The sequence below is a fragment of the Maribacter sp. HS genome (genome assembly GCF_048059195.1).
Classification (GTDB): Bacteria; Bacteroidota; Bacteroidia; order Flavobacteriales; family Flavobacteriaceae; genus Maribacter; species Maribacter dokdonensis.
In genome coordinates, this window is record NZ_JAYLVV010000011.1 from 61,908 (window position 1) to 74,982 (window position 13,075).

A 13,075-nucleotide genomic window follows, 5' to 3' on the forward strand; every position below is an offset into this window, starting at 1 on the left:
ACAACCAACAACCAACAACTAATCCTGAACTTGATTTTTGAGATTGCGCTTGTATTTAAAACATCGATTGTCGATTAAAGACACTAAAAATCGGTAAGGTGAAAATAGGGGCAATGTCGTTAATCGACGAGATTTTACACTTAATCCGAATCTTTGTCAAGTAACGAGAATACGGTGTTTTTCAGCGATTCATCACCTAGTAAAACAAGGTCTACGGCGTTTTATAATTGTAACAAAACGCAAGTCATGAAAACATTAGCAACTATCATCTTCATCATCTTTTTAAGCTTTACTGCTCAAGCTCAAAACACAACTTCAGAGGTTAAAGTTGAAACTATTGAAATGAGCATTGTTACGGAAACTACAAATGAAGTTAAAACGGAATCTACTACTGAGGTTGCTCGTTTATACAAATTCAAAAATTCAAGAATTAAAAGAGATTTGAATTTTATCACTAAGGCTAACAAGCCTAAAATGGCGTAATTACAGTAGTTGGTATTAAGTATTAAGTACAAAGTATTAAGAAGTTAGAAAATAGAACAAAGAGAATAGACTTTTTTTGATTAGTTCCTGACCAATTTTATTTAGTAAAGCTAAATTTTATAGTTTCTAACAACTAACAACTAACAACTAACAACCAAAAACCAACAACTCATTTTGAACTTGAACTTGAACTTGAATTTTGCACTTGAACTTACAACCCTGCCATAGCAGCTTCGGCACATCTTTCGCCATCCATTGCTGCAGAAACGATACCACCGGCATAGCCACCACCTTCACCACAGGGGAAAAGTCCTTTAATCACTGGGTGTTCCAGTTTTTCGTTTCTAGGGATGCTCACAGGTGATGAGGTTCTGGATTCCACGCCCACAATATTTGCTTCGGCCGTGTAATAACCATGCATTTTATCACCAAAAGCTTTAAAGCCTTGTCGCAATCTACTACCAATCAGTTTAGGTAACAAAGAGTGTAGGGGAGCGGAGTTTAATCCGGGTTGGTAAGAGGTAGGATTAAGGTCTACGGATAAGTTTCCTTCTACAAAATCGGTCAATCGCTGAGCTGGGGCAGTTTGCGTTCTTCCGCCAGAAGTGAATGCCAGTCGCTCTAAATTCTTTTGATATTCCAATCCTTTCAAAGCCCCGAATTTCTCATATTTAGGAATATCCTTATCCACATTAATTTCCACTACGATACCGGAATTGGCATATAGGTTATTTCGTTTTGATGGTGACATGCCGTTTACAACCACCTCGCCAGGGGAAGTGGCAGCAGGCACTATGAATCCGCCAGGGCACATACAGAACGAATACACGCCACGTTCCTTCACTTGTTCCACTAAACTATAAGAAGCTGCAGGTAACAATTCGCTTCGGTCACCAGAGCAGTGGTATTGAATACTGTCTATAATATGTTGCGGATGCTCTACACGCACGCCCATGGCAAATGATTTTGCTTGTAGCGCAATATCTTTTTTATGTAATAAGTCAAAAATGTCACGAGCGGAATGTCCCGTAGCCAATATTACGCGATCCACGGCCATTTCATTATTGTCATTTAAAACAATGGCTTTTAACGTATTGTCCTTGATGACGAAATCGGTCACCTTGGTATTAAAATGAACTTCACCACCGTGCTGCTGTATAACTTCACGAATATTCTGTACAATTTTGGGGAGTTTATTGGTTCCGATATGCGGATGTGCATCTACCAATATTTGGTCTGTTGCACCATGAAAAACCAAACTTTCGAATATGCGACGTACATCTCCACGTTTAAGACTACGGGTGTATAGTTTCCCGTCAGAATACGTACCTGCGCCACCTTCACCAAAACAGTAATTACTTTCAGGGTTTACCTGATGGTCTTGATTAATGGCCTTCAAATCTCGTCTGCGTTCTTTTACATTGTTACCACGTTCCAAAACAATGGGTTTGTAACCCATTTCTAAACAACGTAGTGCCGCCCACATTCCTGCAGGTCCAAATCCTACAATATGTATGGGTTTGGCATTTGACACATCTTTATATTCAAAATGAAGGGCGTCGTTAGGCGCGGGCTCATTAATATATACCGCCAATTTGTAATTGAAAACAATTTTTGGTTTACGTGCATCAATAGATTTACGTAAGACTTTAAGGGTAAAAGACCCTTCTTCGAGTCCAAGATATTGCGCTGTACGAATTTGTAATCCGTTTGGGGTTGCTTCTTCCTTTAAAGTTAACCGTAGCTGTACATTTCTAACCATGGGGCAAAATTAAAGTAAAAAGATGATGTAAAGCTGTAGCGGCTTAAAAATGCATAAGGTCTGTAGCGGTAAAATTATTTTTCAACGATGGTTCTAAATGTTAGGTTTACTCTTGGCGTTTTACTTTTTGTAGTGGGTGGCAATCTATGTAACCAGTGGGTCTGTGTTGCATCTTTCATAATTAAAAGGCTACCGTGCTCTAAAACGAGTTCAACCTTTTCTTTCGTTTCTTTGTGTTTAAATGCAAATTTTCGCTCCGATCCAAAACTGACTGAAGCTATTGCGCCATTTTTTTTCAGGTCTTTTTCTCCATCACTATGCCACGCCATGCCCTCGCTGCCATCATGATAAAGGTTTAATAGGCAAGAGTTAAAGGTTTCGCCACTTTCTTGCTCTACTTTAGATTTTAATTCAAGCAACTCTGTAGTCCATGGTAGGGCTAGTTTAGTGGTTTTAGAGTAGGTATATTGAAAAGGTTTTTCGCCATACCACGCTACTTTTCGTTTGGTTATGATCTTTTTGCCAAAGATGATGGCTTCATCATTCTTCCATTTTATTTTGTTCAATAAGACATTTAGATAGTGTATAGCGTCTTCCTCATTTAATATTTTACCAAAGTAATGTACCGTTCCGTCACGTGGAAGTAGGTTTTTCTTGTGGTCAACCTCAATATCAAATAATTTCATAATGCTTGCTTTCTAACTCTACAGGGAACTAAAGTACTTGGTAATGATCTTAAAAGCAAAAGCGAATAGTTAACCTTTTTTATAAGATTTTTTATTCGCTTTTATAATTAAAAAGAACTTTGTTGATATATACTAATTGCTTTTGAGCAAGTTTTTAATCGCCTTGTTCCATTTTTCAATAGACTGAAATTCTCCGCTCAATTGATAGTTGACTTCAGCATCATAAAATTCAAAAACTATATCTGGTACATTGGTGTTTTTGGGGAAAAATTGCAGCAGCAATCGCTCTGTAATTTTCTCTTTTCTTGCAAAGGATTTACCAATGTTCGCAATTTCAGTAGTTTTAATAGTGGCTAAATCGGTATACTGTTGATGTAGTTCTTCGCCATTTTTTGAGACAAAGAATACAAATTTATTTTCAGTGTCCATACCTATGGCATAGTGACCAAAAATCTCATATTCCGTTAGTTTACAATGATGTGTAGTTGCGATGTCGTTTAAAGATGACATCATTTTTTTTTCTTTTATTTTTCTGTTTCTGTTCGTTAAAACAAAAGGCATTGCACATAGTGCAACAGATGCTAAACCAATAGCAGTTACTCCAAATTCCATGTTGTAAATTTTAATTTTTTAATACTGATTATTGTATGATGTAAAGTGATACATCATAAGACCTAGTTATCTAGCTATCAAATTGATAGCCTATATGAAGAGGTCTACCAGAAATTATGGAAAGGAAAAATAAGATCAGTTTTTCTAAACTTGATCAATAGTGTTTTGGCATAAAGAATATATTGCCTGTATCTAGAAATAGAGGCAAAATCAATACAGTTAAGGCTAGCGGTAAAGCCAGTAAACGGAAGCTTGTAATTAGGCGAAACAACTTCGGCAACATCTGAAACCGAAACTTCAGTTTGCTGGGCGTGTGGAGATAAAAGTTTGGTGGACGCTGAAAAATAGCTTTTTTGCTCGCTATTTTCGCTTAATGGTGTTTGGTTAAAGTTAGTTAAGGCATCTGCAGAATTAACTAGCCCGAAACAATAAATTGTAACGAGGAATAGAACTTTTACTATGTTGTTAAAACTTTGCATTTTACGCTATAACTACTTGGTCCAGTATTTCATTAACTTCTTTTAAGCTTTCTTCATTATCTAGAAGTAAAACCAAAATATCATTTGCTTCAATCACCGTAGCACCGCCCGGACGTACAAATTTACCATTTCTCTTTATCATGACAATGAAAGCCGACCTGGGAAAATGTAAATCGATAATTCGTTTTTCTACAGCAAAACTGTTGGGAGCAACCGTAACTTCTTCCATGGCGGATTTAGGTAGATTAAGTATGTACCTATCATTTTCTGCAATAGGTTTTACTTCCTCCGGTAAAGCAACATTAAGCCATTTGGCAAAAATAGATAAAGTAGTACCTTGGATTAAAACCGATGAAACCGATATAAAGAATACGATGCTAAATATAATATTAGCCTTGTCAATGCCTGCCAATAGGGGGTAAGTTGCAAATACGATAGGCACTGCACCACGTAAGCCCACCCATGAGATATAGAAACGTCGTCCTAATTTCATTTTAAAAAACATAAGGCTTATTAAAACACTTACAGGCCTTGCCACCAGAATTAAGAAAACTGATATAAGCAGACCAATACCTAAATAAGGTAGAATATGAGAAGGAAATACGAGTAGCCCTAGGGTCAAGAACAAGACGATTTGCATTAGCCACGCCATACCATCGAACATTTTTAAAATGGTAGACTTATGTATTAAATCTTGATTGCCTAAGTATACCGCACAAATGTAAATAGCCAAGAAGCCATTACCGCCAACAGCGTCTGTAGCGGAAAAGGTTATGAACATTAAAGCAATGACTAATACAGGGTACAAACCTTCAAAGCCTAATTTAATTTTGTTGATGATGATTTCACTGAGCTTTCCAAATACAAATCCGCCAATGCCGCCCAATATCATTTGTTGTAAAAACAAGGGAATAATGGAGAGAACGCTCAGGTCTTGATTAATGACCAAGGTTAAAAAAGCAAGAGTTAGCACATAAGCCATGGGGTCGTTACTACCACTTTCAAGCTCTAACGTGGGCCTAAGGTTACTTTTTAAGGCTAAATTTTTAGAACGTAAAATGGAGAAAACCGCTGCGGCATCTGTAGAAGATACAATAGAGCCCAGCAGCATACTTTCATATATAGTGAAATCGGTAATATAATACACAAATGTTCCAAGAGTTACCGCTGTGAGTAAAACCCCTAGGGTAGAAAGCACAAGTCCCTCTTTTAAAATAGGTTTTACAGCGCTCCAATTGGTATCTAAACCACCAGAAAACAATATAAAGTTAAGAGAGACAATACCAATGAATTGGGCAAGTTTAGGATCATCAAACTGAATACCGCCAATACCATCAGATCCGGCAAGCATACCTATGGCCAAGAAAAGGATCAATGTAGGTACCCCAAATTTATACGAAGTCTTACCAACTATTATACTGATAAACAGTAAAATAGAGCCTACAAGAAGTATGTTTTCTATGGTAAGGTTCATTGGTGGTTAGTTGCCTTAATTTTACGGCAACAAAGTTAGATCATTTATCAAAAAACCAATACAAATGTTAAGGTTTGGCACAATGTTAACATGTTGTATTATAACCCTGATTTATTAAAAAACTAATTAATTTTTCTAATGAAGGCAGTTATAATATTGATGGGGTATAGTAATTGTACACAGACTGCCGCAAGTGTAGATAAAGTCACGGTTAAATGAGAACCAAAATCTTGATTTGAATCTGATAAGAAAAATGGGATGAATAAAATTAAGCAGAAGCCAATAACGGTAATTATTAAATGAATCACGGTCAGCCAATTTACCAACCTTCTGTTAAGTTTAATTACGACCCAGTATCCAAAACCTATAATTGCAAATATAATAGAGATTAGTACCGCTAAATTGATCAACCCCAGTACATAATAGGTGTCATGAATATTAAAGTAGAAAGTTTTATCAGGTTTTAGAAATCCTGTGAGTAGTATTATGGGAATCAGAATCCAGAAAACAATATGGGGTGTTTTGGTAATTTTAGTCATCTGTTGGTTGTAGTATTATTCCTAAAGTCAAGTTAATCATTATTAAGAGAATCACAATAAAAGTTTAGTATCAATATTTATATATACATTTACATGTATCTATATAATATATCATCATGGAGCTAAAACAAGTGGAGAAAATATCTAAAGCATTAAGTGATGTTAATCGTTTAAAGATTCTGCAGTATATGCAGAAAAATCAAGGCAAGGTTGAATGCACCAAAGCGTGTAACCTGCTGGATTTAAGTCAGCCTTCCATCAGTCATCATATAAAAAGGTTGGTTGAGGCAGAACTCATCAATCAACATAAAATAGGACGTAACTATCACTATTCCTTAAATCATGAAGTTTGGGATAATTACATGTTACGATTACAGCAACTGTAGTTTTTTTGATAAAACATATAGATACTTTTAAATGTATTAATGAAATTATTTAAATGAAAAATATTAAATATTCTATATTGGATTTAGCCATTGTATCAGAGGGTACAACGTTAAAAGATACTTTTGACCACTCTTTGGCATTGGCACAAGCTGCGGAAGAAGTGGGGTACAACCGATTTTGGTTGGCAGAGCATCATAATTCTATAGCTATTGGTAGTAGCGCCACGTCTGTATTGATGGGTTATATTGCCGAAGGAACAAAAACTATACGAGTGGGATCAGGTGGTATTATGTTACCCAATCATTCCCCATTGATCATTGCAGAGCAATTTGGAACTTTAGGAATACTGTACCCAAATAGAATAGACCTAGGTTTGGGGCGTGCACCGGGAACCGACCAATTAACCGCCCAAGCCATACGGTCAGATTTTTTCCAGGCGGCACAGTCGTTTCCGTTAGAAGTGGAAAAAATACAACGCTATTTCTCTACTGAAAATGCAGATGCAAAAGTGCGTGTTACCTTGGCAGAAGGGGTAGAGGTACCGATATATATTTTGGGTTCAAGTACGGATAGTGCGCATTTAGCGGCTAAAAAAGGTTTACCCTATGCATTTGCGAGTCATTTCGCTACGAACCATTTAATGAACGCCTTGCAAATTTACCATCAGGAGTTTCAGCCTTCTAAGGTTTTGGAGAAACCGTATACTATGGCCGGCGTGAATATTATCATTGCGGATACAGATGAAGAAGCGGAACGCATTTCAACATCCCTTTATAAAATGATTATTGGTTTGTTGACAGGAAAAAGGGGCTATATGCAACCACCGGTACCCATGACTTCTGATTTACGTGAATTGAGTAAAAATCCGTCAGTACAGCAAATGTTGAAGTATTCCTTTATTGGTAGCAAAGAGACCGTTAAAAAACAAGTGCAACAGTTTATTGCTGATACCCAAGTAGACGAACTTATTGCGGTTACCAATATTTATGACGGTAAAGACCGCATAAAATCATACCGCATGTTTGCCGAGATTATGAAAGAATTGAATGGGGAGAAAGAATAATTCTCCCCCTTATTAATCCTTGATTTCTATGGTAGACTGTCTTTCTCTGTTAACGGAAAGTTTAGTGACATCTGGTCTAGCATAGTGCCCCACGGGATCAAAATTCTGACGTTCTTCTAAAACCCTGTTGAAATCTATAGTTGTTGTGATCAATCCCTCTTTATCAATGACTGGAGGTAAAATCCATTCCCCATCCGGTCCGGCAATACAAGAACCACCGTTTGCCAATGTTTCCGGGCAATTTTCAAGAATGGCGTTTAAATGTGGAGTATCATCTGGAAAATCCGTTTTGCTCATTAAGCTAGATACGGAAACTACAAAAGACCTGGATTCTCGTGCAATGAACCTTGTGATATCGGCGGTATTGTAATCCGATCCGGGCCAAACGGCAATATGTAAGTTTTCTCCCAACCCGTACAGGGTAGCTCTAGGCAAGGGCATCCAGTTCTCCCAACAGTTTAATCCGCCAACACTAAAGTTCTTAAGATCATGAACTTGTAATCCGTTGCCATCACCCGGTGCCCACGTCAACCGCTCTTCGTAGGTAGGCTGTAATTTTCTGTGAACCGATTTTATTTCGCCCTGGTTGTCAATATATGCAAGGGAGCAGTAAATACTATGACCGCCTCTGTCTTTTGCTCGTTCCATGAGACCTAAGTAGATGGCAATCTTATGTTGTTTTGCAAGCGCACAGATATCATCTAATTCTCCAGCCTCAATTTGAACCGAATTTTTAATGTAATGCGCATGAATCTCTTTCTGAACTTTAGAATCGAATTTTGCACCATTGGTCATGGAAACCCAAAAAGGATAACCCGGTAACAAGGCCTCACCAAAGACAACGAGCTCACAATTGTCTTTGGCCGCCTTTATAATATATTCCTTAATTCTATCAATAGTAGCAGATTTGTTGAGCCAAACCGGTGCTATTTGTGCCATGGCAATTTTAAGGTGGTTTTGCTCTGGTGTGTCTATAATTTTCATTGATAAAAGGTTTGGTGGTTTTATTTAAGAGATACTTTTTAAAGCTTCAACAATTTCGTCTGGCTCTGAACGTGTGCGGTAATCAACGTTAACGTAGCTCCATTGAATTGCACCGTCTGTGCCAACAATAAAGGTAGCAGGTATTGGCAATACCGTTCCATTTCCGTTGTTTATTTGTTTTAGATCAAGATTTCGGTCAACGCGCATATGGTCCAAAAGAAATTCTGGTACTTCCCAAGCTACGCCGTACTTAGACGCTACTTTTGCATCTTGGTCAGACAAAACTGTAAAATCCATCTCGCTAATTTCATTCTTGGTCATTGATGCATCTGGAACTTCTGGACTAATGGCGACCAGCGTAGCGCCAAGAGATTGAATTTCCGATAGCTTAGCTTGTAAAACACGTAATTGTAAGTTGCAGTACGGACACCAACTACCACGATAAAAAGTGACTACCACCGCACCGTTATCCAATAAACCGGATAATTTTATTTGATTGCCTAAAGCATCCGGTAACTCAAAATTTGGAGCTTGTTCTCCTACCTTTAGCGCATTCTTACCTTTTTCAAAAGCCTTTGCTTCTTCGATGATCTCATCGACGCCTTTCATGAATTCAGGATTTTTTTGTCTGCCAAAAGCTATTTTAGCATCGGTCTGTTCTCTTAGTTTTTGCATTATGTAAGTCTAAATTTTCTATGTATATAGCTACTAGATAGTCTAGCGTATTTTTTCGAAATATAGTGAAAACCCTTTGTGCTATTGGTCTGCATTAGGAATAATATAACATTGTTCTTTTGGGTAAAGCATGTGTTTACCGGTATGTTCAACGTAAGCGATATTGTATACCTAGTTGCATTAAACAATCAATTGTAACTGTTTGCAAATTCTGTTATCATGAGGTTAGAGAATCATTTTCAAACATCGATCTCAACAACTAATTGTTTGTTCAAAATGCCTATGCCGCCAGCCATTAAACCGCTTATTTCTTCCTTTTCAATTTGTAGTTTAACGGTAATTAAACTGGGCGAAGGCGGTACCATATATTTGCCTTGTTGAATATGAAAAGTACTTTTCTGTTGCTTTAGAATATCAAATAAATAGCTCCCCAGCGGACCGGCGGCCATACCTGTACCGGCTTCTTCCAAAATACCATAACGCGGACCGAACATTCTTGCGGTAGCATCATATGAAGTATCTGTGGTAAACGCATAGTAACCAATGAGATTCAACTCGTCGCTGATTTTATTGATCATGTCAAAATCGGGTACTATATTCTTTAATGTTTCGCTGTTTTTAACGGGAATAAGCAAAAATGAATTACCCGTATGTACGGATAGCATAGGGGCATTTGGTAAAACATCCGCTGTACGTAATCCAAGTGATTGTAAAACGGCATGTTTGTCGCTTATTTCAGTATATTTTGGGGGCAATTGCTCCATAAACGCTAAATCCCCTATGATTTCTATTTTTCGACTGCCATCGATCGTTTCTTTTGAAGAGCTATTTTTGGTTAAAATGCCCATTTGCTTTAAATAAGAGAATGTGGCAACAGTGGCGTGACCACAATGCGCAATTTGCTTGTTGGGCGTAAAAAAATCCAATTTAAAATCGTCGGTTGTAGACTTTGATACAAATGCCGTTTCAGATAAACCAACCTTTTTGGCAATTTCAAGTTTGTTTTTGTCAGTTAGGGCATCTGCGTTTAGCACAACTCCTGCAGGGTTGCCACCTTTACCATGTTCGGCAAAAGCATTTAAAATTTGTACGGTTATCTTTTGTTTTGACTTTTCCATTTGTAATAATTTATGTGTTATACAAGATGGACGCAGTGCACTGGAAAAAGACGTAGTAATTCTTACTTTTTTTCAAAATCTATTAATTTGCCAGTATCATCAGATGCTACATTTGGGCAATCTAGAATATTCTCCTTTAAAATTTCCTTGGCTTTTTGTACCCTGGATTTTGTACCGGAATAGGAGATGTTCAAATGTTGGGCAAGTTCTTTTTGCGAATAATTTTGAAAAGAAGTTAATATAATGGCTTCTTTATGGTGAGAGGATAGGTCTTCAATTTTCTGATTGATACAATTTGTTAGGTTGGCGTATTCAAAATTGTCACTATCCACCTCGGGGAAATCCATATCGTTTATTGAAATAGTTTTATTGGGAGATTTTCTGTAGTGGTCAATAATACTGTTCCGTGTAATTTGATACACCCACGAGGTAAGTTTAGAGGTGTGTTTAAGCTGATGTATTTTAGTTTGAACCTTTAAAAATACTTCTTGATGAATATCTTTAGCAATGTGTTCATCCTTAATTCTCCCTAAAATGAAGGCATACAGTTCTTCATTTAAATCTATCCAAATGGTATTAAGTTCGGTTTTCACAATGGTAAGTTTTAAAGGGTTTAGGTCATATATTAGAATTGATGCGTTTATGAATAAGAATTTTCGGCATTGTTAGTTTTGGTTTGATCCATGCCCTTATACACATTGGGGTTATGTTTTTCCATATATAATTGAGGATTAGGCAATGCAGTAAAGCCATATTTTTTATACAGCCATTCAGCGGTGTCGGTTAACAAAATCCAGCGTCTTAATCCTTGGAGGTTAGGGTGTTCCGTTATTTCTTTCATGAGCCATTTACTCAATCCTTTTCCTCTATATTCCTTTAAGATATAAACATCTCCTAAATAGGCAATGGTAGAGAAGTCACTAATTATTCTGGCAAAGCCAATTTGCTTGTTTTTGTAATACATCCCAAAATTTAGAGAATTTTCAATGGATGTTTTTAAAGTATGGATAGGAATTCCGTTTGCCCAATCGGTTTCGTTGGCAAGAAATTTATGAATGCTTTCCACATCTAACTTGTTCTTGTCCGTTGAAATGGTAAAATCATTTTTATGAACTTCCCTAATTTTCATTTTACTGTATTCATTTTATTTTGATTGATGCAAAGCTAAATTTGAACATATCCTTTACACGCAATTTTTAATTTAACTACCTTATAAATATACATAGTTCTTGGTGTTAAAACCCTAATTCCGTATTGTTTATAGGTTTTGTTGTCGCAGGTTTTATTATTGCGATTCAATGTCATCTTCTGTATTAAATTCTCCATCAGAACCAGCAGAGGTGATTAAAAACGTTTTTCCGTTTTCCGAAATCGTAAATTCATATTCTCGGTTCCAAGCGTCTTTTTTCCAACTTTGTCGTACAGGACTATTTCCAATTAACTCATTAAGGTTTGATGGGTATCGTCCAAACTTTTGGTTCCAATTTTCCATTCTGTCACTCATTTCAGAGATTTCTTTCACAGTTCTTTCAGGAAAAACAGATGTTCTTTGATAAGTAAAAAACAGAATAAAGATTAAACTCCCAATGACTAAAACAGAAATGAAAATTAATGCACTTGGTTGCAAAAAATATTTTTGAATAGGTCTTTTAGTACCATCTTCTTTTTCTTTTTTACTTATTCGTTTCCGATGTTTATAATCCTCTCGGATTAGTCCAAATTCTGCTAAAGTCGAAAGTATTAATTCAAGCATTTAGTTGGTTTTGGTAAATGAGCTACAACAGACTTATTTATAAAGCAAAGCGTACAAAAAGACACTAATATTTCAGATTAAAACAGAGCCGAATTTTTATATTTTGTTTTAATTTTTCTCTTTTAAAAAGCCAAATTAAAAATTTGGCGGTCTTACTAAATATACCAAACCTTTTCAATTAAGCACTTACTAGCTATGTTTTATACACGTTGTTGCCAACAGTATTTTTATTCCCATAACTCAAATTGTCCGTTTTTAAATTCAAATATTTTATCGGAAACTATATGGTCTCCGGTTTCATTTATTTCTCTAATAGATTTCTTAAGTCTATCAATATTTTCTTTATCATTTGTTCCCGTTACTAGAATAACGTCTCTAGCTGGAATTCCGATTATTAAATTTCCATTCACGGGAAAATTTTCTTTGTCCCAAATGTCAAATAGGATTAAACTTGATTCATAATCTCCGCCTGCCGTTAGCATAAAGTATCCATTTTCTCCATGTCTTTCCATTTTTGAAATGACAGAATTGAGATTTTCGATTGCTATTTCTCTTATCGATTCAATGTCAGAATTCAACCTTGAATATTCTTCTTTTGCGAAATATCCAATCGTATTTTCTTTATCCTCTGCATAAAAAATGTATAGTTCCGAATTGTATTTTTCATAAACGTGAGAGTTTTCAAAGTCTTCAATTATTTTGGAACTCTCAATTAAGTATCTTTTGTCTTTGATTACTGGTACTATTCTTTCCTTTTGTAAAGGTTCTTGAGGAAGAAAAAGGTCTTTTGCAGAAAACGTGTATTTTTCAAGTACGTTTTTCAAATCTTTTGGGTCATTTTTATATTCAGCGTATGAGTTGTCCAGATAATGATGGTAATTGTCAGAGTCTTTTAATTTCGTAGTGACTTCGAGTCCATTGATAGAAACTAATTCCAAACCGCTCACTTTCCTTTTTAATTCAGTGAAAAATTTTTCTGCAAATTCCGATTCTGTTAGGTTAGATTTTGATTTAAAAAATGAAAACATAATTGTTTACGATTCGATTTTATATTGTTGGC

Annotated in this window: 16 protein-coding genes; 3 read left to right on the forward strand and 13 right to left on the reverse strand. The window is 36.2% G+C overall.

Annotation, left to right across the window (positions count from 1 at the left end; translation table 11 throughout):
* Nucleotides 1–246: 246 nt before the first annotated feature.
* On the forward strand, nt 247–483 hold the full coding sequence (locus VBZ51_RS18560) for a hypothetical protein (protein WP_286812764.1): 237 nt from the start codon (nt 247–249) through the stop codon (nt 481–483).
* A 211-nt stretch (nt 484–694) separates the two neighbouring features.
* Here the strand turns inward: VBZ51_RS18560 and VBZ51_RS18565 are convergent, their stop codons facing one another.
* The 6 genes from VBZ51_RS18565 to VBZ51_RS18590 form a co-directional block, all read right to left on the reverse strand.
* On the reverse strand, nt 695–2,245 hold the full coding sequence (locus tag VBZ51_RS18565; RefSeq protein WP_071339695.1) for an NAD(P)/FAD-dependent oxidoreductase: 1,551 nt from the start codon (nt 2,243–2,245) through the stop codon (nt 695–697).
* A gap of 74 nt (nt 2,246–2,319) precedes the next feature.
* Nucleotides 2,320–2,931 carry an alpha-ketoglutarate-dependent dioxygenase AlkB family protein gene (locus tag VBZ51_RS18570; RefSeq protein ID WP_416577914.1) on the reverse strand — a complete coding sequence of 204 codons (612 nt, stop codon included), beginning with the start codon at nt 2,929–2,931 and terminating at the stop codon, nt 2,320–2,322.
* A gap of 132 nt (nt 2,932–3,063) precedes the next feature.
* Entirely contained in the window at nt 3,064–3,543 is a 480-nt protein-coding gene (locus VBZ51_RS18575) for a hypothetical protein (protein WP_416577915.1), read from the reverse strand.
* 104 nt (nt 3,544–3,647) lie between these two features.
* A complete protein-coding gene (locus VBZ51_RS18580; protein WP_416577916.1) occupies nt 3,648–4,022 on the reverse strand; it encodes a hypothetical protein in 375 nt (124 codons plus the stop codon).
* Between the two features lies 1 nt (nt 4,023).
* Nucleotides 4,024–5,496, reverse strand: coding sequence for a potassium/proton antiporter (locus VBZ51_RS18585; protein ID WP_416577917.1), 1,473 nt, complete (start codon nt 5,494–5,496; stop codon nt 4,024–4,026).
* Nucleotides 5,497–5,618: 122 nt separating this feature from the next.
* Nucleotides 5,619–6,035: a hypothetical protein gene (locus tag VBZ51_RS18590; RefSeq protein WP_416577918.1), complete on the reverse strand. Its 417-nt coding sequence runs from the start codon at nt 6,033–6,035 to the stop codon at nt 5,619–5,621.
* Nucleotides 6,036–6,151: 116 nt separating this feature from the next.
* On the opposite strand from VBZ51_RS18590, the gene VBZ51_RS18595 reads away from it, so the two are divergent.
* Nucleotides 6,152–6,421, forward strand: a complete 270-nt coding sequence (locus VBZ51_RS18595) for an ArsR/SmtB family transcription factor (RefSeq protein ID WP_215997993.1) — start codon at nt 6,152–6,154, stop codon at nt 6,419–6,421.
* Between the two features lie 53 nt (nt 6,422–6,474).
* On the forward strand, nt 6,475–7,485 hold the full coding sequence (locus VBZ51_RS18600) for an LLM class flavin-dependent oxidoreductase (protein ID WP_416577919.1): 1,011 nt from the start codon (nt 6,475–6,477) through the stop codon (nt 7,483–7,485).
* Between the two features lie 12 nt (nt 7,486–7,497).
* On the opposite strand, the gene VBZ51_RS18605 is transcribed toward VBZ51_RS18600, so the two are convergent.
* The 7 genes from VBZ51_RS18605 to VBZ51_RS18635 all read right to left on the reverse strand — a co-directional run bounded on the left by VBZ51_RS18605 (nt 7,498) and on the right by VBZ51_RS18635 (nt 13,043).
* Nucleotides 7,498–8,469 (reverse strand): carbon-nitrogen hydrolase family protein, encoded by a 972-nt coding sequence (locus VBZ51_RS18605; RefSeq protein WP_416577920.1) that lies wholly within the window; start codon nt 8,467–8,469, stop codon nt 7,498–7,500.
* Between the two features lie 24 nt (nt 8,470–8,493).
* On the reverse strand, nt 8,494–9,144 hold the full coding sequence (locus VBZ51_RS18610) for a peroxiredoxin-like family protein (protein ID WP_416577921.1): 651 nt from the start codon (nt 9,142–9,144) through the stop codon (nt 8,494–8,496).
* A gap of 239 nt (nt 9,145–9,383) precedes the next feature.
* Nucleotides 9,384–10,262, reverse strand: a complete 879-nt coding sequence (locus VBZ51_RS18615) for a PhzF family phenazine biosynthesis protein (RefSeq protein WP_215998000.1) — start codon at nt 10,260–10,262, stop codon at nt 9,384–9,386.
* A gap of 62 nt (nt 10,263–10,324) precedes the next feature.
* On the reverse strand, nt 10,325–10,855 hold the full coding sequence (locus tag VBZ51_RS18620) for a sigma-70 family RNA polymerase sigma factor (RefSeq protein WP_416577922.1): 531 nt from the start codon (nt 10,853–10,855) through the stop codon (nt 10,325–10,327).
* A gap of 47 nt (nt 10,856–10,902) precedes the next feature.
* A complete protein-coding gene (locus tag VBZ51_RS18625) occupies nt 10,903–11,391 on the reverse strand; it encodes a GNAT family N-acetyltransferase (protein WP_416577923.1) in 489 nt (162 codons plus the stop codon).
* A 156-nt stretch (nt 11,392–11,547) separates the two neighbouring features.
* On the reverse strand, nt 11,548–12,015 hold the full coding sequence (locus tag VBZ51_RS18630; RefSeq protein WP_091603320.1) for a type II secretion system protein GspG: 468 nt from the start codon (nt 12,013–12,015) through the stop codon (nt 11,548–11,550).
* Nucleotides 12,016–12,242: 227 nt separating this feature from the next.
* Nucleotides 12,243–13,043 (reverse strand): DUF1444 family protein, encoded by an 801-nt coding sequence (locus VBZ51_RS18635; protein ID WP_416577924.1) that lies wholly within the window; start codon nt 13,041–13,043, stop codon nt 12,243–12,245.
* Between the last annotated feature and the right edge of the window lie 32 nt (nt 13,044–13,075).

Bases quoted from the DNA above. Each gene is read 5' to 3' on its own strand.
- VBZ51_RS18560 (WP_286812764.1), top strand. From the start codon at position 247: ATGAAAACATTAGCAACTATCATCTTCATCATCTTTTTAAGCTTTACT.
- VBZ51_RS18565 (WP_071339695.1), bottom strand. From the start codon at position 2,245: ATGGTTAGAAATGTACAGCTACGGTTAACTTTAAAGGAAGAAGCAACC.
- VBZ51_RS18570 (WP_416577914.1), bottom strand. From the start codon at position 2,931: ATGAAATTATTTGATATTGAGGTTGACCACAAGAAAAACCTACTTCCA.
- VBZ51_RS18575 (WP_416577915.1), bottom strand. From the start codon at position 3,543: ATGGAATTTGGAGTAACTGCTATTGGTTTAGCATCTGTTGCACTATGT.
- VBZ51_RS18580 (WP_416577916.1), bottom strand. From the start codon at position 4,022: ATGCAAAGTTTTAACAACATAGTAAAAGTTCTATTCCTCGTTACAATT.
- VBZ51_RS18585 (WP_416577917.1), bottom strand. From the start codon at position 5,496: ATGAACCTTACCATAGAAAACATACTTCTTGTAGGCTCTATTTTACTG.
- VBZ51_RS18590 (WP_416577918.1), bottom strand. From the start codon at position 6,035: ATGACTAAAATTACCAAAACACCCCATATTGTTTTCTGGATTCTGATT.
- VBZ51_RS18595 (WP_215997993.1), top strand. From the start codon at position 6,152: ATGGAGCTAAAACAAGTGGAGAAAATATCTAAAGCATTAAGTGATGTT.
- VBZ51_RS18600 (WP_416577919.1), top strand. From the start codon at position 6,475: ATGAAAAATATTAAATATTCTATATTGGATTTAGCCATTGTATCAGAG.
- VBZ51_RS18605 (WP_416577920.1), bottom strand. From the start codon at position 8,469: ATGAAAATTATAGACACACCAGAGCAAAACCACCTTAAAATTGCCATG.
- VBZ51_RS18610 (WP_416577921.1), bottom strand. From the start codon at position 9,144: ATGCAAAAACTAAGAGAACAGACCGATGCTAAAATAGCTTTTGGCAGA.
- VBZ51_RS18615 (WP_215998000.1), bottom strand. From the start codon at position 10,262: ATGGAAAAGTCAAAACAAAAGATAACCGTACAAATTTTAAATGCTTTT.
- VBZ51_RS18625 (WP_416577923.1), bottom strand. From the start codon at position 11,391: ATGAAAATTAGGGAAGTTCATAAAAATGATTTTACCATTTCAACGGAC.
- VBZ51_RS18630 (WP_091603320.1), bottom strand. From the start codon at position 12,015: ATGCTTGAATTAATACTTTCGACTTTAGCAGAATTTGGACTAATCCGA.
- VBZ51_RS18635 (WP_416577924.1), bottom strand. From the start codon at position 13,043: ATGTTTTCATTTTTTAAATCAAAATCTAACCTAACAGAATCGGAATTT.